We start from the raw sequence: 23480 nt of genomic DNA on the forward strand, positions 1-23480 counted from the left end.
GTCAACCGAAAAGGAATCCGGTGCGTTTGGACATCATTGCAAGTTGCGGCAACTTCATGCGCGGCATCGGCCTCGCCGTGCTGGCGCTTGCGTTGACCATGACCATTACCATGACCGCGGCCAGTGCCGAACGCCGCATCGCCCTGGTGCTCGGCAATTCCCATTACCGGAACGCGCCGGTGCTGCCCAATCCGGTGAACGATGCGCAGGCAATGTCCGATCGCCTGAAGGGGCTGGGCTTCGAAATCGTCTCCGGCCTCGATCTCACCAAGGCGCAGACGCAGGAAAAGATCGCGCAATTCGCGCGGCAGGTGCGTGGCGCCGATATCGCGCTGTTCTTCTATGCCGGTCATGGCCTGCAGGTCTCGGGCAGGAATTACCTGCTGCCTGTCGATGCGGCGCTGGGGGACGAGACCTCGCTCGACTTTGAAGCCGTGCAGGTGGACTTCATCCTGCGGCAGATGTCGCGCGAGACCAGCATCAGGCTGGTGTTCCTCGACGCCTGCCGCGACAACCCGCTCGCCGATGTACTTGCCAAGGAGACTGGCGGCGACAGCACGGCAAGCAGCGGCCTTGCCGAAATACCGATCGAGAATGGCGGCGCCGGCACGCTGGTCGCCTTCGCTGCCAGTCCCAACCAGCTCGCCTATGACGGACCGGGCGAGCACTCGCCATTTTCGGCGGCGCTGCTTGCCCATATCGGCGAGGTCAACGTCTCGATCACCGAAGCGATGAACCGGGTTACGTCGGATGTGTTCAAGGCCACAGCCGGACGCCAGCAGCCCTGGGTCAACGTTTCGCTGACCACCGATGTCGTGCTTCACAAGGTCGATCTCAAGGCGCCGCTGATCGTCGGCGATTCCGGCGCGGCTGCGCCCGAAGGCGATACGCAGGCGCGCACCGGCGCGGCCGCCAATCCGCCGGGTACGGACGCCGGCGAGCAGGCGCTGGAACAGCTGCGTGAGGAAATTCCGAAGCTGGGCTCGGACGCGCCAGTCCTTTTCGACGTTCCGGTCAATTTCGGCGACCCGGCGATCGACGGCAAGAGCATCGCCCAACTCATCCAGGGCAAGCCGCACTTCAGTCCGGTCGAGGGCCTGGAAAAGTCCGTCTGGGACAACCAGTGCAGCAACTGTCATCAATGGACCGAGGAGCGGCTGTGCGACCAGGCCAAGACCTACGTCACCAATGATGTCTCGGTGTTGCGCCTGCAACACCCGCTGGGCACGCGCTTCAAGGTGGCACTCGGCAAATGGGCGCAAAACGGCTGCAAATGAGACCGCCAACAATGGGTTGGATCAGATTTCAATGAAATCTCATCACGATCCAGAGCAATCAGGCTCGGCGCAGCGCCTCGGTTTCGGCCAGATGGATGCCCATCTCGACAAAGGCGGTGAGCACGGAGAAACGGTCCGCCACCGCAACCCGCGCCAGTCCGGCCAGTATGCCGGCATTGACGGCATGCGCAGCCGGCAGCGGCCGCAGCCTCGACCCGTTGGCCTGCTCCGCCAGGCCATTGATATGCCGTTGCGCCGCGAGCGCGATCCAGCCGGCAGGCGTGTGCTGCTGCGTCATCGCCGCCCCGGCGACAGCCTCCCGGCGGCTTGCATTGTTGGGGTCGCCGACCCACTCCTGGATCAGTGCCAGCGTTGCGAGGTCCTGCTCTTCGAGCAGCTCGGTCAGATGCCCCAGGCACTCATGGCCCCACCAGATTGCGGCCCGGTCAGGCAGGAGATAGGCGCAAAAGGTAATCGCTTCCTCGGGGATGCGCCCGGCCATCAGCCGGCGGCAGAACTCGAGCGAGGGTTGGTCGGTCGGAACGGCCGTCATGTCCCGGGCGACAGCCGTGGTCGCGGCGAAGAGATCGCGTGCGGTCTGGAATCGAAGCCCGTTGACCATCGCTGCTGTTATCCTCCCCAAGCCCTCACTCAACCCGCCTGCGAGGCGCGGGTCAAGTCTGTCGACCACCACATGTCCATGACGTTGTTCACAGACAAACGCCTCACGGTTTGGTATATTCCACAGCCGACCGTGATCTCGACAGATCATTGTCGAACAGGAAGAGTTGGCCCGGATCCATGGATCGGGCCTGAGTGAAAATCGGATGCTCGAAACGGGAGTAACCGTTATGCAGCGGCACATTTCAGTCTTGGCATTGGCGACCGTGCTTTTCTCGACCCACGTCTATGCCGACCCACTTCAGAAATCGGAAGACATTGTGAAGTTCTTTGCCGGCACGATCGATCACGGCGCGGCACGCGGGATTTGTGTCGGCACCGAGGACGAGTGCAAGAGCAAGACCGGCCAGAAAGAAAAGCCTCCGGAGAAGACCGGCCTCGATATGCTGATCAATTTCAGCCTGGATTCGTCCGAGCTCGACGCCAAGGCGCGCAGCGAACTCGACGAATTCGCCAAGGCGCTGAAGGACGATCGGCTGAGCAAGCTGTCCTTCGTCGTCGAAGGCTATACCGACGCATCCGGCTCGGCGACCTACAACGAGGGGCTGTCGCAGCGCAGGGCGCAGTCGGTGACGGCCTTCCTCGAATCCAACGGCATCGAATCCACCCGCATCAAGGCGGTCGGTCTCGGCGAGGCCAATCCACGCAACCCCGACCCCTACGATCCCGTCAATCGCCGGGTCGAGATGCGGATCAAGGCTCAGTAGCTTCGCCGGCTGCGTCTTCCGGCCATCAACGCCGCGCGTCCAACGGACACGCGGCGTTTTTGTTGTTCGATATGATCGATCAGTTCTTGAGCACGCCGCCGACCGCTACGCCGGTGCCGAAGATCAGCGCCTTGGTCAGGAAATCATTATTGTCCCGCGGCGGCGGCTCATCCTCGCGCACGACCTCCCGGTTGCGCCTTTTCTGCACGAACTGCTGTTGCCGGCGCGGCTTCTGGGCGTACTGCTTCTTGCGTGGCTTTTCCGCCACCGGCTTCAGCGTGCGGGCCTTCTGCACCACCTGTTTTTTCGGCTTGTCCACGCCGGCCTGGTCGGCCTCATGCTTGGCACGCACGGCCTCCATCATCGGATCCGTCTGGATAACCAGGAACGCCAGTTGCTCGCGCGTCAGGAAGGTGGTCGGAGGCAGCCCGTTCCCCTCTTGCCAGTCGCCGATCGCTTGCCGGGTCTTGGCGCCGATATTGCCGTCAACGCGGCCAAGCTCGTTGCCCAGCGCCTCGACGCGCAATTGCAGGTCGATGCGGCCCTGGCGATCGAGACCGATCGCGTTCTCCGTCGCCTCGGTGCCCAGCACCTTCTTCATGTCGTCCGAAATGCCGACCGAGGTGCGCACGGCAGAACCCGAGTTCGCTTCGTCGGCATCGAGCGCTGCCACCTGCCGTTCCTGGGCTTTCGGATCGTTCAGCGCAGCGATGTTGAGCCGCGCCACCGTGGCGAAGCGGCCATTCGGGAACTGTTCGAGATAGGCTTCGTAGAATGGCGCGGTGTTGCGCTTCGAGGCCTCGTCCCAAAGCCGCTGCTCGACTTCCCACGAAGGCGGTTCGCTGGTGACGAGTGCAGGGGCGGGCGCTGCCGCGGCGTTCGCGTCATCGGCGGCCGGTTTTACCACCGGCGCGGCTTGGGCGGCCGGTTTGCCAAGGAAAACCTCGCGGCCCAGCGATGCGTTGTGCCATGGCCGCTGGCGGCCTTGCGTGGTCTCGGCCACTTCGCCGCGCACCCGCGTCAGCGCGCTCTGGATCTCGACGCCGGGTTCGGTCAGGTGCCTGGCGAGCGCGGTCGAGTAGGGGCTGTCGACGCCGTTGCCGTCAAAGGCGATGGCGCCCGGGTCGGTGGCATAGGCAATCAGGATGCCGCCGGTGCCGACGCCCTCTGATTTAGGGTCGATCGGCGCCAGGCCGGTGCCCAGCGCGGTGGAGCGGGTCTTCGGCATCGCGGCCGCCAGTGTGCGTGCCAGCGGATTGTCGCGGCAGGCATCGAGGATGATGACGCCGACCGCCGGGTCGGGTGGCAATGCGGCCATGAAGTCGTCGATCTGGACGGTGCGGGTCTTGAGATAGGCAGGTGACGTCAGTTCGGCGTCGACCGGGATCAAAAAGTTCTTGCCGTCGACCTGCATGCCGTGGCCGGCATAGAAAATGACGGCGAGGTCGGCATCGTAGGACTGCTCGGTGAATTTGCTGATCAGGCTGTGCATGCCGGCATTGTCCTGGTCGACGCCCTCGATCACCTCGAAGCCGGCATTGCGCAGCGTCGATGCGATGAGATGCGCGTCATTGGCCGGATTGGGCAATTCGACGGCATGGACGTATTTGCTGTTGCCGATGACCAGCGCGACGCGTTTGACGCCCCCGGCATCCGGCGCCGCCGCCTGGACGGTGCCAAGCGCGGTCAGCATTAACAGAAAAAATCCGCTCAAAAGGACGGCAAACGCTTTCATGGGATCGGCCCTCCGCCCCAATGGGGCGCGTTATTGATGGCTGCGCATGCTAAATTTCACCAGCGACTGTATCGCTTCTGCCAAAATGGCTGTTGGGCGTATGTGATCCCAGCCACAGTTTTGGTTCACAAGGACCCAAAAACCTTCCCAAATATCCGCAAACATACCATTCGCCGGCCTCAGAACCAATCGGCTTGGCGAAAGCCGGGGCGAACTGCCAGCTCTAGCCCGGCTCAAGAGTATTTTGGATCGAGCCGACCAGTGCCGTTATCGCCTGCTTGTATTTTTCGAACTCCGGCGATGTCTGGCGGACTTCCGTCGTCGTCTGCTGGCCCGCATCGGTGGTGGCGGGCGTCGGCAATTTGCGGCCCATCTTCCGTTCCGCCCAGTCGACGACGTAGCTGGCGGTCTTGCCGGCAAGAAACGGGTTGGCCTGGATAACGGACGAGCCGAGCACGGCGCTCAACTGCGCCGATCCCGGCGACGCCAGCACCTGATGTGCGCCTTCCATGCCGAGGAAATGGCAGAGATAGAGCCGGCCGGCGGTAATCTGATGGCCGCGCGCCTTGAGATAGGCTTCGCCCTCGCGCGCCAGATTGCGCACCATCTCACGCGAGATGGTGGCGTCGTAGCGCAAAGCGAGCAGGTCTGCGGTCGACAGCGAGCGCGCCAGTTCGGGACGATAGGTGTTCATCATCCGGATCCAGGTCTTGGATATGAACTGGCCGGCGCCTGTTGCCGAAGACAGCGGGTTCTTGGCCCGCGCGCTACCGCCCGATTCGACGTGGACGATACGGTCGGTCAGCGTTTCGACGGCGGGATCGCTGGAAGTGACGGCGATTGCAGCGGTCACTGTTCCGAGCGGATCGATCGCCTGACCGCTCTGATAGAGTTCGAAATGCAAATGTGGCCCGGTCGACAGGCCGGTGGTGCCGATATAGCCGATGATGTCGCCGGCCTTCACCTTGGTGCCGACACCGCTGGCAATGGCGAATTTCGACATATGCGCGTAGCGCGTCTCGCGGCCGCCGCCATGGGCGATTTTGACCACATTGCCGTAGCCGCCGCCGTCGCCCTGGAAGATGATCTCGCCGTCGAAGGCTGCGGCGATCGGCGTCCCCACGGGTGCTGCCCAGTCGACGCCCTTATGGATGCGAACAACGCCCAGGATCGGATGCTTGCGCGGCCCGAAGGTCGACGTCATGACACCGTTGACCGGCGTCACCATGCCGTTGGCCACCGTCAGCGAGCGCACCTGGTCATCGCCCGAGACGCAGGAAAACTGGCCGTCGCTCTGCTGGAAAACGAAACAATCCAAGCTCTTTTGCGTGCCTTGGATACCGACATAGAGCACCCGTCCGTCGGTCTCGTTCTTGCCGCGCGGCGTCTGCGAATAGATCAGCACAAGACGCTGGTCCTCGCTGGCGAAAGCATCCAGATCCTGTCCCCGCGACAGATACATGATGGCTTCGCCAATGATGCCGCTCGGCACATTGTTGCGGGCCGCCGTCGAATAGATCGCGTCGAGCAGGCGGTATTGCCGTTTCTGCGTGCCTTCGGTCTCGGCGCCCGAATAATTGAACAGGTCCTCGCGCACCCACGGGTCGACGCCCGACACGAAGGCACCGGCCGCGTTGCGTGTCAGCGTGCCGACAAAGACGTTCCTGGCGTAGATCGAGACCTGCATCAGCGACATCGTCGTGGTCTCGCGCGTCGGCCTAAAGCCGCGCATCGCCACGACATAACCAGGCTGCAGGCCGTCCTTGTCGAACAGCGCCTTCAGCGCCTCGCCGGCAAGCTTTGCGTCGTCGGCGGAAAAATGCGCATCGAGCGCCACGCTGTCCAGGCTGCGGTCGTTGAGGATTTTCACGAAAATGTCCTCGGTCGCCTCGAAGCGCTGATATTCCGAGCTGACGTTGGCAACGCTGGTGTTGTTTTCGACCGCTGTCTTCTGAAAGGCGGGGAGTGCTGCTTCGCCCTCATCGATGGTCTCGCCCCAGCCGGCCTCGGGGTCATCGGCCGCCGCCGATGCACCCGGAGCAGCCTGCGGGTCAGGAGCTGGGCCGGAGGCCGCCGGAGCCCCGTCCGCGCCGGGCGATGGTTGAAGATCGTTCTGCAGGTCATTCTGCGGATCGTTGGGTTCGGCGGGTGGCGCGACCGCGGTCTTCCGCTGCGCCTGGAAGAAGGCGAAATCCTCCTGCGTCGAGGGGATCGTCGTCATGAATTTTTCGCTGGCGCTCAGCATCACGTCGGAGAGAACCATGATCTGAGGGGAGATGCCGGCCTGGTCGAGCTCCGTCGGGCGCGGCATCCCGCGGCTCTTGGCGGCGCCCGCCTCCGGCGCCAGTGTGATCCACATCGGGTCGCCGGCAAGGTCGATGATGGCCGGCACGTAGACCGATGCGTCGGCCGGCACGTCGTCCGAGTCTTCGACGGCATGCAGTTCCTCGTCCTCGTCGCGGAACGACCAGTAGTCGGCGGTAAGATAGAAGCCGGTGGCAATCGCGGCGAGGACGATTGTCGCCAGGCCAGCCGCCAGCCCGAGCCAGATCCTGCGCCTGCGTAGCGCGGCGCGCGCCTGCTTCTTTGCCTTGAAGCTGGTGTCGATGCTGTGCGTCACGGTGCGCTTCCGGTCAGGAAGAAGGTCCAGCGCACCTGTTCCTGCGTGTCGACTTCGAGAAACTTCGCCGCGATATGGCCGCGCTGCCAGCATTCATCGATGCCGCGGATCGAGAACCGCCGCCGCTCGATGCACATGTCGGTGGAGCCTGCCAGAATGGCGTGGCCGAAGACATCCGTCGCGTAGATGTAGATGTAGCGGTTGGTCAGCTCCTCGCGAATGACGTTGACGCATTGATTGGCGCCGATGGTCCACCAGCCATCGGTCTGGTCGGCATCGTCGACCTTCTGACCGACGGCAAGATTGACGACGTCGAGCGTCTGGTTGCAGACGGTGAATTCGGCGCGCGCATGCCCGGTGGAAAGAAGCGCCAGCAACAGCGTCGCGACCGCGCTCGCGGCGAGCTTCACGCGCACGTTCCGGGCAAGCAGGACGGGATCTCGGCGACGGCGTTGCATCGGCGTCGGTGCTAGCCGCCGAGGCGGAAGTATTTGGCGGTCGCCGAAAATGCCGAACTCCTGGCGCCGATCTCGTCGAGGATCCTGGGCAACAGCACCGAGGCCGGCGTCGGCGTTGTGAAGTCCGCCGCCTTAATGTCCTGCGGCCCGGTGATCACCATGATGATCTGCGGCAACGCCTTGCCTGCCGCCTTGTCGGCGGCGCCGAGCCCGATCGGGATCGAGAAGGTCGCCTTGTCGGCTTGTACGACAACATGATCGTCGAGGTTGAACGCGATGCCCCTGTGGTCGATCAGGAACACGCTCGACACCAGCCCGCCATGCGTCATCAGCGTGCCGTCGATCGGCGAGCCGTCCGGCACCGATGTCTGGTCGAGGACAAGCTGCGGCCTGTCGGCCGTGCTCGCGCCCATGAAACGCAGGAAGCCGGTGATCCCGCATTGCGGGGGCTGGATAAGGCGGACGCTGATATCCGGCTCGACATGGAACTTCGCCTGGAATTCCCCAAGCAACTGTTCGAAGGGTGGCACCGACGTGCCGAAGCCCTCGATCGCGACACCCTTGTCGGCGACCGACGTCACCGTCGCAAAAAAACAATCACCACCATTGAAGGCGCGTACCCAGGTGACCCGCTCCGCGGCCGCATCGGCCGGTGGCGGCACCTCCGGCTTGGGCACGTTCATGGCAATGTCGGGCTCTGCCGGCTTGTCGGCCTGCTCACCGCTGGCGATATCGGGCTGGCTCGGCTTAGGCTCCGCGGTCGGTTCAGGCGCCTGCGTGTCCGGCTTGGGCGCCTGCGCGGTCGGTTCAGGCGCCTGCGCCTTGGGCTCGGGCGCTTGAGCGGTGGGTTCCGGCGTCGGTGCTGTGGGTTTGGGGGCCTCGGCCGTCGGTTCAGGTGTTTGCGTGGCTGGCGCTGTCGCCTTGGGCTCTACCGGCGGACTGACAGGCTCGGGGTTCTTCGCGGCATCGGACTGTGACGGGCCGGATGGCGGTTGCAGCGCGACGGTCTTGTCGGTTGGTGCGGCCGGCAGCGGGGCCGTGGCGCTCGACGCGACTGGCGGCGTCGGCTGCGGCTCGACCGGCGCTTTGGCCTGATCTTCAGCCGGAGTCTCCGCTGGTTGCGGCTTTGGCACCGTCTTCTCGACCGGCGCAGTGTCCGAAACGGGCTTGTCAGCGACGATCGGCTTTGTCAGTTCGGGTTGGAGCGGCTTGCCGGTGTCGGTGACGCGAGGCCGGTCTCCGAATCCCACGATACCCGATGCATAGAGCCCTCCAAGCGATACCACGGCCACCGCCGACAGCACCGCGATCGTCAGATTTCTGCCTGTAGTAGCACGCTTCGGTGGTGTGCTTGCTCGCTTGGGAGTTTCAGCAGCCGGTTTCGGGTGCGACAGGTGCGCCGGGCGCACGTGCGGCACGAAAGACGGCTCCGCCGTGCCGCTTGGCGGGGCCGAACCGAAGCCTTGGGCCGGCGAGTCCCCGACCTTCGAGACAGGCCCTGCGGTCTGCCCGGTTCGCGGCAGACCGGGCCGGGGCGCGAGCGATGCCGGCGGCAAGGTCGCGTCGCTGTCGTCGCGCGTCAACCGGGCGATTTCGGCCATGCTGGCCGGTCGATCATCCGGGTCAGGCTGCAGCATCGCTTCGACAATGTCCCTGAAATCGGCATCGATGCCGGAGAGATCAGGGACGGTCCGCCGTTTTTCGACGATCTCGTATTGCGAGCCGCCCATATCGATCGGCTTGCCGCGCAGCGCCGCCGCCAGCACCAGCCCCAGGCTGTAGATGTCGGACTGTTCGCTGACCTCGCCGCCATAGAGCCCGAGTTGCTCGGGGGAGACGTAATTGTATTTTCCGGCAAACTTGCCGCCGATCAGCGTCTCGCCACCGACCGCGGCCGATCGCGCAATGCCGAAATCGATGATCTTTGCCCGCTCGACCCGGCCGCCCGGCAGGATGATGTTGTCGGGCGACAGATCGCGGTGGATGGCGCCGGCCTGGTGCACGGCGCTCAGGCCCGAGGCTAGCCGGTGGCACAGTTTGCGCACATCCGGAGTCGCCATCGCCCCGCCGCGCATGACGTCGTACAGCGACTGGCCGTCGACGAATTCCATCGCCAGATAGGGCCGCCCGATGCCGGGATCTATGGTGAAGACGTGGTAGCGCACGACCGCGTCATGCGACAGATGGTTGAGGATCGAGGCTTCCTTGCGAAACAGCGACAGGATCGTCTGATCGCGGGCGAATTCCGGCAGCACGATCTTGATCGCGACATGATCGCCGGTCTGGATGTTGTGGCCGCGATAGACTTCGCCCATGCCGCCCGACGCGATTCGTTCGTCGAGCTCGTAGATGCCGCTGAGCTGCGTGCCGACGCTGGTATCCGCCATGTTGGGCAATAGCCGGGTCTTGTCGTCGGAGCTCATCGGTCGCGGCCTTCTGCTCGGGACAGGCCATTGCCTTTGTCTCTGATCTTGACCAGAACGATGGTGACGTTGTCCGTGCCGCCGCGCTCAAGCACCATGGAAAGCAGCTTTTCGCAGGCAGCCTGCGGCGCTGCCGAGAGCACTGCAGCCGCAATCTCCGCGTCACTGACATGCGCCGTCAGGCCGTCCGTGCTGAGGATGAAAATGTCGCCGGCAAGGGTCTCTCCCTGCTGGAAGTCGATGGCGATTTCGTCGTTGACGCCGATGGCGCGGGTGATGACGTTGCGGCGCGGCCAGTTCTCCGCTTCGGCCGCGCTGATCGCGCCGCTGTCGAGCAGTTCCTGGACCTCGGTGTGGTCGCGCGAAATCTGCGAGATCGCGGCGTTGCGCACGAGATAGACGCGGCTGTCGCCCGACCACAGGCAGGCGAACCTGCCGTCCATGGCCAGCAGTGCGGCAACGGTGGAGCCGATGGTCACGCCGCGTGAGCGCGAAATCCGGCGGATCTCGGCATGCGCCCGGTTCAGCCGATCCTCAAAGCGGGCGCGCAGATCCGGCGCCGAACTGGCGATGCCGATCGTCGCCAGATGCTCGACAATGCTTGCCGAAGCGACTTCTCCGGCCTCGTGCCCGCCCATGCCGTCGGCCACCACCCAGAGGCCGATCCGCGGCTCGACCAGAAAGCTGTCCTCATTGTGGTCGCGCACGCAGCCCTTGTGGCTCACGCCGTAGCTCTCAAAGGCGGCATCGTTCACTTGCCTACGCTCCGCAACGCCTTGGCTGACGTGCCTGGCCAGTCTGCCACAGCCCCATTCATTAGAGTATCGAAATCTAAGCCGCTGATGACGGACGGTGTGGTGCCGCCGCTGTCTCTGCGTCCTGCAATCGCTGGTCCTGCCATGCAATTCCCCATCAGAAAGCCTTCGGACAGCTGAACGCGGAGAGCGCCGGCAGCGTGAACGGATTACCGTCCTCCCCGGTCTTGATCGTGTAGGCGACATCGCGCCCGCCGATGAGGAAATGCGCTTCGAGACTGTCGCCATTGGCGGTGACCTGCCCCTTGTCCAGCAATCGTTTCAACGCCCAGGGACCGTCGAACTTGATTGCGGACTCGCGGCCGGGCAGCTCCGGCGTCAGGCTGAGACTGGCCGAACCGGTCTTGCCCGGCCACGGAATCAGGCCCGGCGTGTTGCCGGCTTGGGTGGCCTGCAGCACCTGGCCGTCGATATTGAGCAGCGCCATGTCGGCATCGCCATGCAGCGACAGCGGCGTGAAGGTGATGTTGATCGACGGCACCGGCCCGCCGAGCGGAAAGAAAGCCGCGCGGATTTGTGCCGCGAGCTGAAAGTTCTTCAGCGTCGATTTCGCCAGATTGCGGCCGAACCTGGTGTCCTGTTTCCAGTCCCAGTCCTGGCCGCTCATGTCGACCAGCGACGCCAGGTTCTGCGCGAAGAACCGGTCGAGAACCCCGCCTGGAGAAAACAATCTGGCAAAATCCGCCATGGCGACATCGTCGGTACCGGCGGGGGCGAATGGAAAGCGCCCGGCAATCATCTCTTCGCACGGACGGCCGACGGTCTCCTCCAGCATCTCGTTGAGATGCGTGGTCGATGTTTCGGCGACGGTGCCCTCGAAATCGTCCGCCGCCGCGCTCACCATCCTGGCCAGCGCCTTCGGCAGCCGCGAGGCGTTGGCGCGTAGAGTCGATATCTGCAGCTGCAGATTGGCGTTGGCCTGGTCCGTCTGGGCGGGGACATCGGCGGCCAGCCGCACGCTCTGATAGATTTCGCGGAAATTCTGGGTCAGGGCGTCGAGCGGCCGCTGCCCCGGCGCCCCGGCCACCAAAGCCTGGAAAGACCGGAACTGGGCTTCGATGTTGGCGCCGGGATCCTGGTTCTGGGTGCTGACAAAGGCGGTCCCGGCCCTGCTCTGCGATTTGCGCGCCGCAATCTCGATGCCGATGCGGGCGAGGCCCTTGGCGCGCGCGGCGATTTCCTGGTCGCTGTCTTGAGACGGCGCAGCCGGATTGCGCTCTTGAGTCAAAGCTGTTTCGCGCGCGATCGCCTCGAACAGCTGCATCAGCGGCGAACTCGGTGATCCCGCTGCGGACAGCGCCAGATATTGCGGTTTGTCGGCGGCCATTGCCTTGAACTTCAACCTGTCGAGCACCTCGTTCCACGCCGCCGCAAAACTCTTGCCATAGCGGTCGAGAAGTTCCGAGCCGAGCTTGAGCAATTCCTGGTCGAAGCCGCCTTGCTCGCCGCTCGAGCCGATCACCCATTGATCGTCGACCAGCGCCTGCGCGCTCCTGGCAAGTTGCGCCAGATAGAAGTCGAAGCCGGCATGGGTGTAGAGACCGGGGACGCGAAGGCCGGCGAGATCGTTTCCGTCATTGCGCTCGAACAGCATCGGCGCTTCCGGGCCGGCTTGCGATGACACCGAAAAATCGTCCAGCGCCGCCGCATAGGTGGCCGACTGGATGAGAGCGGTGGCGCGATCGGCAAGGCTCATGCGGCCGAGCGAGCGCTGGGCGGATTCGACCAGCGTGCGGTTGAGTTCGAACGAGGGATCCTGGTCATCGTCGAGCGCCAGCATGGCGCGCAAATGCTTCTCCAGTTGCGCCCGGCCGTCGCGATTGTGGGCGCCGGGATAGCGGTTCTGTTCCCAGTCCCGCTTCAGCCAGGTGACGACCAGCTCGTCATCCACTTTCGGCGCCTTGCCGCCCAGCATCAGGTAAATCTTCAACGGCTCGTACAGCGCCATCGGATCGGCCATCCTGGCCTCGATCGTGCGTTCGAGCTGGAACAGCAGGCGCGAGCGGAACATCCGCTCCAGCCCCTGCCGGTAGGCAGTCTCGGAAGCCGAAAGGATACGCTCACGCTGGCTGAGGCCGAACGTCGCCGTGGCCGGGGTGGGCTGGTCTCTCGTATCGTAGCCGGCCGGCAGGCCGCGCAGCGCATCGAGCGCGCCGATGACGGTTTCGAGGTCGGCATCCAACACCGTCGTGCTGGCCAGCAGCGGCGCGGCTGTCGCGCGGTATTGGCCTGCCGCCTGGCCGGTCGCGGCGACCAGCGATTTGTTGGTCGTAAAGCTCAGGCCGAGAACGCCAAGCGCGGCGATCGCTATCGCCGCGATCGCTGTCAGGCCGGCGTAGCGGGCGATCGCAACGCGCCTGTCGGCCGCCCTGTCATAGGACACCCAGCCGGACTCGGCGAAAATGACGCGGCTCAACAGATCGTGCAGGAAGAAGCTTTTGCCGGTGCCGGAAAGATGCGCCTGGGCACTCCTGCCGAAACTGCGGCCTATGCTGCCCAGCAACTGGTCGATCGGCGTGCCTTCCTGCGTGCCGGAAGAAAAATACAGGCCGCGCAGGGGGGCGTTCAGCTGCTTGCGCGTCGGCTCGAAAACGCCCTCGAGGAAATGCACGATCCGGCCTTTCAGCGCGCCGAGCTGCGCGGCGAAGCCGAAAATGGCGATGCGCGCGACCGGATCGGTCTCCGCCTGCAGCCGCTCGCTCATCTCTTCGGTCAGGCGCTTCACCAGCGCGTCGAATTCGGCTGGCGCTTCCGCGACCATGTTCAGGCCGCGCTCGGCGGTCTGGAAGGTCGCGCCCCACACCTTGCGCCGGCGTGCTTCGTCGAAACCGCCGAAATATTCCATGAATCCGGAGACCAGGTCGGCCTTGGTGAACAGCACATAGACGGGAAAGCGGACCTTCAGGACCTCGTGGATTTCCTGCAGGCGGCTGCGGATCTCGGCGACACGGGCCGCCTGCTCGCCGTCCGCCATCAGATCGGCAAGGCTGATCGCCAGGATGACGCCATTGATCGGCTGACGCGTCCGGTGCCGCTTGAGCAGCGACAGGAACGCCAGCCAGCTTTTGCTGTCGGTCCGTGCATGGGAATCCTGCGTCGTGTAGCGCCCGGCCGTGTCGATCAGCACCGCCTCGTCGGTGAACCACCAGTCGCAATTGCGCGTACCGCCAACACCCGCCACCGGCTGCGCCTGGCCCGACCCGGCAAGCGGAAAGTTCAGGCCGGAATTGACCAGCGCGGTGGTCTTGCCGGCGCCCGGCGGGCCGATGACGATGTACCAGGGCACGTCGTAGAGGAAGTTGCGCTTGCCGCTCGATTGCCTGAGCGTCGCGACCGCTTCGTTCATGCGAGCTTCCAGCACCTTTGCATCGCTGCCGTCATCCTCGGCGCTGGCCATGGCAGCCTCCAGCGCCTTCTGCGCCTTGCGCCTGCGCCAGAACCGGATTGCATAGATGATCGCCACCGTTCCGACGACGATGCCGATGATCGCTGCCCGCAGCCAGATGGGATCCAACGGCCGGGCGCCGGCAAAGCGGATTAACGGGCCGGCGTACCAGACCGCGGCGGCAAAGCCGGCGAGCGCGAGCGCGCTGAAGATGCGCAGCAGCCAGCCGGTCACAGCATCTCCTCCCGCGGGATCATTACATCGACACGGCGGTTTTTGGCGCGGCCCTCCGGCGTTGCATTGTCGGCGATGGGCTCGTCCTCGCCCTTGCCCTCGACCTTTGTCCGCGACGGATCGCTGAAATGCGCTGCGATCATCTTTTCCACCGACTGGGCACGTGCGACGGAGAGGTCGAAATTCGATTTGAAGGCGCTGGTCTTCTTCGGTTTGACGTTGTCGGTGTGGCCGACGATCCGGATCGGCCCGCGCTCCGCGTCGAGAGCCGCCGCGATGCTGGCGGCCACCGGCTCGAACTCCGGCTTGACCTCGGCTCGTCCCGACTGGAACAGCAGGGCGTTGCTGATTTCCACGATGATGAAATCACCCTTGGTGCCGACGCTGACGCCGCCGCCTTCGATCTCCTTGGCCAAGGCAGTGCGGATGCGATCGACCTGCGCAATCGTCGTTGGCGCTGCGACGACTTTCACCTCCTCGGTCAGCGGCACGAAGCCGGTGCGCTCGATGGTGACCGGCGTCGCCGGATTGAGCGCCAGCAACTCGCCGGCAACAGCCTCGCCATCATTGGTGATGAGCACGCGCAGCGTGAAAAAGGCTGCGGTCAAAACTGCCGCGGTTGCAGCGGCTATGGCCCAGAGCGGAACCCGCCTGGAGCCTTGCGCCGATGTGACCGACAAGCCTTGCCAGCGCGGCGAGATGTCGTCGTCACCGAGGACGCGGAAATAGGCTGATGTCTCGTAGACGTCGCGGCGGACCCGTTCGAGGCTCTCGCGCGGCTGGCCGCGATACTGGCCTTCGAAGCCAAGCGACAGGCAGACATGCATCAGCTCGATGAGATTGCGATGAGGTTCCGGCGTCGCCAGCACCGTGTTCAGCGCCTGGAAAAAACCGGCGCCGGTGGGTTTGACCTGGAAGAAGCGCTGCAGCATGGCGTGCTGCGCCCACGCATCCCGGCTGGAACCGGGCAGATTGGCGACGATATCGTCGGCGGTTTCGCAAAGCACATAGCTGAGGATGCGCGCATCCTCTTCCGAGGTATCGGTCCTGGCGATCTTGCGGTCGAAATCCTCGATCAGGCCGGCGACATGCTGCGCCAGCGGCTCGGCCGGTCTTTCGACAGCCATCAGCCGCAGATGCCCAAGCAGTATCAGCAAGGGCGCCGCGGCAGCGACGACCGGGTTGGCCGCGCCATAATTGACGGCATCGCTGGCGCCGAGCAGCGCATCCCATGGCGTTTTCCCCGCCGTCCCGGCTGAGCCGTGAACGGGCGGATCGGCCGGCGCGTTGGCGAAGGGCGTTCCCTGATAGATCACCGTCCCCGTGACGTCGGACGGCGGCTGGCGGCCGGCGTTGGGATCGAAAACCGTGGGTTCCGGGACGCTGGCAGGGGCGATCACCGTACTGCCGGGGGCCGGCGCATCGCGGGCGAGAACCGTCTTTTGCTTGCGGCCGGGATTGGGGCGGCTGGGGCGGATGACGGTTTTGCCGGTCGGATCGAAAGGATCATCCTTCGAGCTCATCGCCGATCCCTGCCTCTACGCCCGCGCGCCGCGACGCACAGCGCCATGTCCGCGCAAACGCGGACCGCAGGACGCTATCTCGCCGTGACATGACATGTGCCGCAGACCCCCGAGGTCGACCAACCGTACCCGCGTGCTCAATCGTCGTATGTGATCGTAGTCTCAGAAGGTTGCGATGGAAACCCGGCGCAATTTTGGTGGCCGGCCCGTGCTCGGGTCGCCTTCACGGTGTCTTCAGCGGTGCGCGGGCTTAGCCCTTGCCGGTCTTCTGTTTGGCGGCCTTGGCATAGGCTTCACTGAAATAGGTGAGGAATATGTCCAGCATGCCATTCTCGTGCGCTTCCTCCTTGGCCCGCCAGGTCGCGACCAGCGCGTCCCAGGCGCGCGTTTTCTTCGAGGCAAAGGAGGATGGCGGCAGTTTTTTCGCAATCGCCTCGGGCGACAGATCGTCAAGCAACCGCGACAGCGCTGCCTGCATGGCGGCGAAGGTGGCGAATTCATGTGTTTTGAGGTCGTGGAAAGCGTCTTCGATGCTGTGCCTGGCATCGAGATAGCCGGCCCTGCGCCGCGCGAACATGATGTCGAGGATTTCGTCTGTCCCGGGCACGAACTTCAGCGGATTGTTGTCGGCGGAATTGATCATGGTCCGGTCGCTGGTCTTGGCCAGGACTTTTGCAGCGGCGCGCGCCTTCAACAGCAACACCAGCTCGTCGACGACGATGCGCAGCACCGCGCCGATCTCGCCGGCTACCTCCTGCGGTTGGCGCAGCAAAAGCACCTCTGGCGGAATGCCGGCGCCGGCGGCAATCGCGCGCAGGATCTCGTCGGCTTGCTGCGGCCGGCTGGAGACCGAAGCGGGTGGCGCGGTCGGTGACCGTGGCGATGCGACATGGTCTGGAAAGGATTCGGCAACTGGCATCTGCCGTTGCGTCGAACCATGGCCACCGAAGGCTGGGTTCCCGTCATCGATCGACACCGAGACGATATAGCGGCCGATCCGGAGCCGGTCCCCTTGCGCCAACCGATGCGGGCCGGTCAGGCGCTGGCTCGACCCGTTGACGAATGTGCCGTTGCGCGAGACGTCGTGGAGAAAAAAGGCGCCGCCTTCGTAGCGGATTTCGCAATGTCGGCCGGAGATGAACTTGTCCGGATCGGGCAAGGTCCAGGCGCAGTTCTCCCGCCCGATCTCGAAGCCGCGGTCGCGCGATGCGTAGCCGGGCGGCAGCCCGGCAGGCAGGACATCGACATTGCTGATCTGCAGACTGATGAACATGCGCTATGGACCGTCGACCGCTGCCGTTTCCATTGATCCGATGTGCCACAGTCTAGCAGCTTGCGGGCACAGCGGGAGAGCGGCGTTTCACACTGGCGAAAGCGGCGCAAACAGCAACGGCCTGCCGCTTGTCCTCTTTGGTCTGCCATAGAACATGTGGTAGGCTCAACATGGCTTGGGTGGCAAGTTGCGAAATATCCCTGAACGTGAGGTCGTTAACACAAGAAGGGCTTCGAACCTGCCACACTAGCGCTCAGGAGGGGCACGACCCATGCCGAGTGAACAACGCGCCGCGCTTGTGCAGACGCCGGTCGGCGCCGAACTGTTGACTTTCACGCATCTCGTCGGCCGCGACGAGATCAGCCGCTGCCTTGCCTACACCGTTGGATTTGTTTCGACCAATGCCGATATCGACCCGCTGAAGATGCTGGGCGGCGCCGTTTCGATCGAAGGCGAGGCCGACCCCAAGCGCTGGTTCAGCGGCCTCATCGCCGAGTTTCGCCTTACCCGCATCGAAGATCGGCTGGCTCAGTATGAGGCGGTCGTCAGGCCGTGGCTGTGGTTCCTCGGCAATACCACCGACTGCCGCATTTTCCAGGACAAGACCGCCGTCGAGATCGTGGAGGAGATTTTCTCCAAATATGGCGGCATCGCCAAGTTCGAGAAGCGCTTGCAAGGCTCCTATCCGCCGCGCGAATATTGCGTGCAGTACGACGAGAGCGACCTCGATTTCGTGCAGCGGTTGCTCGAGCATGAAGGCATAATGTACTTCTTCGAGCATGCCGAGGGTGAGCACACACTGATCCTGGCCGACGCCATGAGCAAGCTGAAGCCCGCGCCTGGCTATGAGACGGTGCTATATCAGTTCGAAGGGCAGGGCTCGCGCCGCGACGTCGAGTACATCACCGACTGGATTCCAGGCAGCGCGGTGCGCCCCGGCGCCTATGCCCACACCGATTATGACTTCGAAAAACCCGCCGCCGATTTGATGGCGAAGTCGGCGCAGCCCTTCGGCCACAAGCAGGCCGCGGGCGAGAACTATCGCCACCCCGGCGCGCATCTGGAAGTCGGGCGCGGCGACAGCCTGGCGGCGATCAGGCGCGAAGAAATCCAGGCGCCACACCTGCGCATTGCCGCCGTCGGCACGGTGCGCGGCCTGTTCTCCGGCTGCACCTTCAAGCTCGACGGCTTTCCGCGCGACGACCAGAACAAGGAGTATCTGGTGATCAGCGCCGAGTACCGGCTGTTCGATCCGGGCTATCGCGCCGGCGTCGACACCGATGGCGAGAATTTCAAGGTGGTGCTCGGTGTGGCGCCGACCTCAGTTGCTTATCGGCCGCCGCGCATCACGCCAAGGCCGATCATGCGCGGCCCGCAGACGGCGACCGTGGTCGGTCCGTCCGGCGAGGAGATCTTCACCGACAAATATGCCAGGGTGAAGGTGCAGTTCCACTGGGACCGCCTCGGCAAGAAGGACCAGAAGAGCTCCTGCTTCGTGCGGGTGTCGCAGACCTGGGCCGGCAGCGGCTGGGGCTTCATCCAGATCCCGCGCATCGGGCAGGAAGTCATCGTCGATTTCATCGAAGGCAATCCCGACCTGCCGATCATCACCGGCAGGGTCTACAACGCCTCGCAGATGCCGCCCTACGGACTGCCCGGCAACGCCACGCAGTCGGGCTGGAAGTCCAACTCGTCGAAGGGCGGTGGCGGCTACAACGAGCTGATGTTCGAGGACAAGGCCGGCTCGGAGCTGGTCAACTTCCAAGCGCAGAAGGACCACCACCTTCTGATCAAGAATGATCGCCAGAAGCTGGTCCAGCACGACCAGTCCGACCGCATCGACCACGACGCCAAGCACTCCGTCGGCCACAACCTGGACGAGGAAGTCGGCAACAACAAGACGGTCAAGGTCGGCGTCGACCAGACGACGAACATCGGGTCGAACGACACCGAGACGGTCGGCAAGAACCGCTCGCTGACGGTGGGCATCGACGAGACGATCGGCATCGGTTCGAACTCCACCGAGACGATCGGCGCCAATCACACGCAGACCGTGGCGATTGTGCAGACGGTGACCGTTGGCGCAGCACGCGTCGATAGCGTTGGTGCATCCGAAACCCGAACCGTTGGTGGTCCACAAACGAACACGATCGGCGCGACGCGGTCGGTCACTGTCGGCGCAGCGCAAAGTCATACGATTGGCGCGGCAGACAAATGGCAAATCGGCGCCGCGCAGACGGTTGACGTCGCCGCCGACCAGAGTTTTACTGTCGGTGGGGCCCATTCCTCGCAGGTTGGCAAGGCGCGTCTGGCCAAGATTGCGGCGGACGAGGGGATCGAAGTCGGCGGGGCCTATTCGTTAAAAGTAGCCAAGGCAAGCAGTGTCATCGTCGGCGAAGATGGCGTGATGAAATTCGGCAAGAAGCTGTACATCGAGGCGGCCGACGAGATTACGCTCAAATGTGGCGACGCCAGCATCATCCTCAAGAAGGACGGCACAATCAGCCTCAAGGGCAAGGACATAAGGCTCGACGGCAGTGGCGACATCGACGTGAAGGCCGACGGCAAGACCAAGATCAAAGGCAGCAGTGTTCACAACAATTGAGGGCGAAGCGATGGACGTTGTGGAGCGTATCGACGGTGTGGTCATCGGCCTTCTGATTGGCTTCGATGGAGGTTCGCCGCTCGTCGTTTTTGTTGGCAACCCAAGTGATACGGCGCTCAAGGCTCGCAGCCTCGCCTCTCTCGACGCTTCCTCGGTCGGCTCGGAAGTGGCGCTCCTGTTCGAAGCAGGTGACCCCGCCCGGCCGCTTGTGGTCGGACGGATAGTCGATCCGCGGCCCAGTGCGCATCCCGTTGAAGTGTTGCGGGACGGCGAGGCGGTGACATTGGACGCGCGCGATCGGATCGAGCTCAGATGCGGCTTGGCGTCCATCATTATGGAGAAGAACGGGCGCGTCTCTATCCGCGGCACACAGCTCAACAGTCATGCGACCGGTACGAACTGGATACGAGGGGCGGCCGTCCACCTGAATTAGGCCGAGCCAATGCAGCGCCTAGCAACTATCCCCGTCATCGTCGACCAGCACGCGGAGGACGCTGCGTTCCTCTGGTCTCGGCGGCGCCGCGAGATCGACAGTCCGGTTCTGGGCGAAATCGATATCGGCCGTATCGATCAGCGGCTCGACGCCAATCTTGAAGGCTTGTTCGCATCGGGTGAGGCCGCATGGGCGGCGGCAAACAAACGTTTCTCTGATTATCCGGAAGCCCCAGAACTCTTTGTCATGGCTTGCCTGGCTCTTCATTGGGGATTGGAAAAGCCGCTTGCAGCGGTGATCGAAGCCGCCGCCGCGCTTGGCGAGACTGGAATCAAGGGCATATCAGGCGCCATTGCCCGGACATCGCGCGAAAAACTCCGTCCTTTTGTCGCCACGTGGGTCGATTCCAGGGAAACGATACTCAAATGCATCGGGCTTGCGGCGCTCTGGCATCATCGCGCCGATGCCAGGTCGAGCCTGGGCGTACTGGTCACAAATGGCCAGACTGAGGTCCGCATGCGGGCGCTGCGGTTGGCAGGCGGGTTGCGACGCCGTGATCTGCTCCCGATGGTAATCGAGCGTCTCGCTGCCGACCAGCCGCAGGAGCGGCTGGCAGGCTCTTTCGCCGCTTGTCTGCTCGGCGCGAGCCGCACAGCTCTGCCTGTCCTTGATGATTTGCTCGCCTCCGCCAGTGTTCCGCAAGGTGAGGTGATCGACATCCGCTTACTCGCCTCGGACCAAACTTCCGCAAAGGCCTGGCTTCAGAAATGTCTGGACAAATCGTCGTTGCGACAGCCGGCTCTAGCCGCCATCGGACTGCTTGGCGACAGATCGATCGTCCCATGGCTGATCGAACGCATGCGCGAGCCGCAGTCGGCCTATGCCGCGGGCCTAGCTTGGCGCGATCTGTTCGAAGTCGATTTCAACGACACCAACGTCTTCACTGTCGATCCCGCGCTGCTTGGAAAGCAATTCGCCAAGATTGAGGACTCGCCGCTTCCAATAGCCGAACGCGCGAGTGCGTGGTGGGACCATGGGCGGGGACCGGGCAAACACGTCGCATTCCGCTCGATGCGTCGGCAGCGGCTCGCCGCGATCCACGCCTCTTTCGCCAACCCTGACCTCCCTTTGGCCGACTGGCGGCGTACGCAGCGCTTCCCTGCCTGGATGTAGTCAGGCGGACTTGACTTGGCTGACCAGCGCCGCCGCGCGCAACCCGGCTTCGGACGCGACCTCGCACATGGCGACCGGACCCGGCGCATAGCCTTCGGTGAAACTGTCGGCCGCCACCAGAAGCGCCAGCGCTCCGCCGGCCGCTCCCACCTCGCCGACAGTCATTGCTGGATAGGCAATCGGCAAGATTTCGCGCCGTGTGCGATAGAACCGAGACCGTGCGATGTTTGCCTCCCACCCGCTATAACGCTCCCCATTGCCATTGCTGACGACAAAGACGATGTCGGGCTCACGCGGACCATTGCCGGTCCCATTCAGCGCACCTTGAAGCGCACCGAGCAGTGCCTTGCCTTGGCTATATCGCTCCGTCAGAACAGTATCGGCTTCTTGGGCAAAGCCAGCGCCGTGGATGGCGGCGAGACCCGGCGACTTCGGATCCGGCCTCGATTGGAGGCAAACGAAGGCTGCCGCCTCTCCGGGAACGAGCCCTTGAGCGTTGTCGGAGCCCTTCAGCCGCCCCGCCTCGGCGAGCCGCGCAATATCCTTGTCGTTGACCATACTGTCGACGCCGCCGAGCAGGATACGCTCGACGCCAGGCTGGCCAAGTATCTCGGATAGTTGGCCAAGCACGCCGATGCTTGCGGCGGCACCGCCGTCGAGCGCGCGCGACGCTTCATGAAATGGGTTGCCGCACGCGCGCACAACGGCATTCAGGAAGCTGGACGGATCTTCTTCTTCGAAGGCTGCATGATTCCTGAACGGCTCCGGCAATACCAGCAGAAGTACGGTCGTGCGCGGGTCCGCTCCTGTCGATGCAAGCGCGTCAATGATCGCGCGCGCCGCCATGTTGACCAGCCAGTCCCAACCCGTGGTTCTCAACGACCAGTGAGTGGGAATGCGCGAGACGACCTGCGACGCACCCATAGGCTCGGCCAGCAGGTACTCTTCGTAGGCGGAGAGCCCGGCGCGGATCGCGGCGAGCGTTTGCCGCCTGTTCAGGCCAGCAGGCGTCACCGCGCCACCGCCGACGATGTAGAGTGGCCGCGTCACGGCAGCCACGCCGGGCGTTCGGTGATGGTACCGTCAGTTCCGCGCAGCGCGAAATAGTCCTTGCCCTTTCGCTTCGCCGCAATCAGCGCCGGTGTGACATGGCCGAAGACAAGCTCCCGCAATGCAGGTCGATTGCGTCGCGTCGTCACGGTCACCCGGGCCTTGAGCGTCACCCGAAACATATCGGGCTCGATGATGATCGTATCTGCCTTGAAAATGTGATCTTCGACACGGTCATCGAAGATCAGGCGGATGGGCGCGACCACGCGCGGCAGCTTGAAGCTCCAGCGGCCACCGGGAGTCAGTCCTATCAGCGTGACCTGATCGCTGCCGTTGAGATCTGGAAGTTGCTGATCTGCCGGCGCCGCAAGATTGTAGCGCGGATCGTAGTCCTTCGGCGGTAACGGCCACTGGTTGTCGATCCAATTCTGATCATAGGTCCCTGCCAACCGCAGGCGCGGTTGCCAACCGCGTCCGAGCGCCCCGAAACCGGCCGGCCGCGGCTTGTCCGAGGGACTCATGAATGGTTCGGCCGGGTAGGTTATGTTTGGTGCCTGCGTCTTCACTGCTGGATCAACTGAGCGGGCATGGGCGAAGCCGACTCCCAGCGGGTTGCGTGGATCGGTCTTCAGATCAGCGTTGGTGCCGCCATAGGCGCGTTCATAGATGATGGGCATCCGTGTGAATGGATGCGGCGCGCTATAGCTGCCGGCATCGTAGATACGGTCTCCGACGATACTAAGCACCTTTTGCAGTGGTCCGAACTTCAGTCCCGCCTGCATTTCCCGGACCGGCTTGCCGTTTGGTGCATAAGCGGTGCCGTTGACGATGACGTCGATGCCGGGCTTCAGTATCGCAATATCGGCCTCGTATCGCGTCGATGAAAGGGCAGGATCGCCGAAAGGGACATCGCTGAGCGTCACCGGCAGTTGTTCCTCGGCAGGTTTCAGGAAGGTCATGTCCTCCGCGCCTTCGAAGCTCGCTGAGAAAAGGCCCAGAAAAACCTCCTGACCGTCCGCGTCAGGCAGCGTGTAAGACGCAGTCTCGAAAGGCGTACGGTTTTCCAACCAGACAGCAAAGCTCATCGC

The 23480-nt window shown here is 63.9% G+C and carries 16 protein-coding genes; 5 read left to right on the forward strand and 11 right to left on the reverse strand.

All coding sequences use genetic code 11. The features are described from left to right. The first annotated feature begins 20 nt into the window (after positions 1 to 20). Positions 21 to 1277, forward strand: a complete 1257-nt coding sequence (locus NKH22_RS13255; RefSeq protein ID WP_031197912.1) for a caspase family protein — start codon at positions 21 to 23, stop codon at positions 1275 to 1277. Between the two features lie 58 nt (positions 1278 to 1335). Here the strand turns inward: NKH22_RS13255 and NKH22_RS13260 are convergent, their stop codons facing one another. Continuing rightward, positions 1336 to 1899, reverse strand: coding sequence for a DUF6931 family protein (locus NKH22_RS13260; protein WP_023820953.1), 564 nt, complete (start codon positions 1897 to 1899; stop codon positions 1336 to 1338). A gap of 229 nt (positions 1900 to 2128) precedes the next feature. Between NKH22_RS13260 and NKH22_RS13265 the strand changes: the two genes are divergently transcribed. Continuing rightward, on the forward strand, positions 2129 to 2665 hold the full coding sequence (locus NKH22_RS13265; RefSeq protein ID WP_023732205.1) for an OmpA family protein: 537 nt from the start codon (positions 2129 to 2131) through the stop codon (positions 2663 to 2665). Between the two features lie 79 nt (positions 2666 to 2744). Here the strand turns inward: NKH22_RS13265 and NKH22_RS13270 are convergent, their stop codons facing one another. The 8 genes from NKH22_RS13270 to tagH all read right to left on the reverse strand — a co-directional run bounded on the left by NKH22_RS13270 (position 2745) and on the right by tagH (position 17131). Continuing rightward, positions 2745 to 4358 (reverse strand): caspase family protein, encoded by a 1614-nt coding sequence (locus tag NKH22_RS13270; RefSeq protein WP_245260536.1) that lies wholly within the window; start codon positions 4356 to 4358, stop codon positions 2745 to 2747. A gap of 265 nt (positions 4359 to 4623) precedes the next feature. Then, entirely contained in the window at positions 4624 to 7020 is a 2397-nt protein-coding gene (locus NKH22_RS13275; protein WP_023818541.1) for a M23 family metallopeptidase, read from the reverse strand. Continuing rightward, the gene (locus NKH22_RS13280; protein ID WP_050485828.1) at positions 7017 to 7478 is read right to left on the reverse strand and encodes a DUF1036 domain-containing protein; all 462 of its coding nucleotides are present in this window, start codon (positions 7476 to 7478) and stop codon (positions 7017 to 7019) included. The genes NKH22_RS13275 and NKH22_RS13280 overlap by 4 nt, the downstream gene beginning before the upstream one ends. 11 nt (positions 7479 to 7489) lie before the next feature. Further along, positions 7490 to 9901 carry a serine/threonine-protein kinase gene (locus NKH22_RS13285; protein ID WP_023714862.1) on the reverse strand — a complete coding sequence of 804 codons (2412 nt, stop codon included), beginning with the start codon at positions 9899 to 9901 and terminating at the stop codon, positions 7490 to 7492. Continuing rightward, positions 9898 to 10656 (reverse strand): PP2C family protein-serine/threonine phosphatase, encoded by a 759-nt coding sequence (locus NKH22_RS13290; protein WP_023692196.1) that lies wholly within the window; start codon positions 10654 to 10656, stop codon positions 9898 to 9900. The genes NKH22_RS13285 and NKH22_RS13290 overlap by 4 nt, the downstream gene beginning before the upstream one ends. Positions 10657 to 10813: 157 nt before the next feature. Continuing rightward, positions 10814 to 14335 carry a type VI secretion system membrane subunit TssM gene (tssM, locus tag NKH22_RS13295; RefSeq protein ID WP_352909744.1) on the reverse strand — a complete coding sequence of 1174 codons (3522 nt, stop codon included), beginning with the start codon at positions 14333 to 14335 and terminating at the stop codon, positions 10814 to 10816. Next, entirely contained in the window at positions 14332 to 15858 is a 1527-nt protein-coding gene (tssL, locus tag NKH22_RS13300; protein WP_352909747.1) for a type VI secretion system protein TssL, long form, read from the reverse strand. The genes tssM and tssL overlap by 4 nt, the downstream gene beginning before the upstream one ends. Before the next feature lie 250 nt (positions 15859 to 16108). Next, positions 16109 to 17131 (reverse strand): type VI secretion system-associated FHA domain protein TagH, encoded by a 1023-nt coding sequence (gene tagH / locus NKH22_RS13305; protein WP_352909750.1) that lies wholly within the window; start codon positions 17129 to 17131, stop codon positions 16109 to 16111. A gap of 271 nt (positions 17132 to 17402) precedes the next feature. Between tagH and NKH22_RS13310 the strand changes: the two genes are divergently transcribed. Genes NKH22_RS13310 through NKH22_RS13320 form a run of 3 tightly spaced genes read left to right on the forward strand, consistent with a single transcriptional unit; the run spans position 17403 to position 21342 of the window. After that, entirely contained in the window at positions 17403 to 19736 is a 2334-nt protein-coding gene (locus NKH22_RS13310) for a type VI secretion system Vgr family protein (RefSeq protein ID WP_352909753.1), read from the forward strand. A gap of 10 nt (positions 19737 to 19746) precedes the next feature. Next, positions 19747 to 20169: a DUF6484 domain-containing protein gene (locus NKH22_RS13315; RefSeq protein WP_023687019.1), complete on the forward strand. Its 423-nt coding sequence runs from the start codon at positions 19747 to 19749 to the stop codon at positions 20167 to 20169. A gap of 9 nt (positions 20170 to 20178) precedes the next feature. After that, positions 20179 to 21342 (forward strand): hypothetical protein, encoded by a 1164-nt coding sequence (locus NKH22_RS13320; RefSeq protein WP_352909756.1) that lies wholly within the window; start codon positions 20179 to 20181, stop codon positions 21340 to 21342. Here NKH22_RS13320 and NKH22_RS13325 read toward each other — a convergent pair whose 3' ends face one another. Together NKH22_RS13325 and NKH22_RS13330 are read right to left on the reverse strand one after the other, a co-directional pair. Continuing rightward, the gene (locus NKH22_RS13325) at positions 21343 to 22401 is read right to left on the reverse strand and encodes a hypothetical protein (protein WP_023687021.1); all 1059 of its coding nucleotides are present in this window, start codon (positions 22399 to 22401) and stop codon (positions 21343 to 21345) included. Continuing rightward, positions 22389 to 23477 (reverse strand): DUF2169 family type VI secretion system accessory protein, encoded by a 1089-nt coding sequence (locus tag NKH22_RS13330; protein WP_352909759.1) that lies wholly within the window; start codon positions 23475 to 23477, stop codon positions 22389 to 22391. The genes NKH22_RS13325 and NKH22_RS13330 overlap by 13 nt, the downstream gene beginning before the upstream one ends. Positions 23478 to 23480 lie beyond the last annotated feature (3 nt).

The organism is Mesorhizobium sp. M1252, assembly GCF_040318265.1.
In the GTDB taxonomy this organism is placed as follows: domain Bacteria; phylum Pseudomonadota; class Alphaproteobacteria; order Rhizobiales; family Rhizobiaceae; genus Mesorhizobium.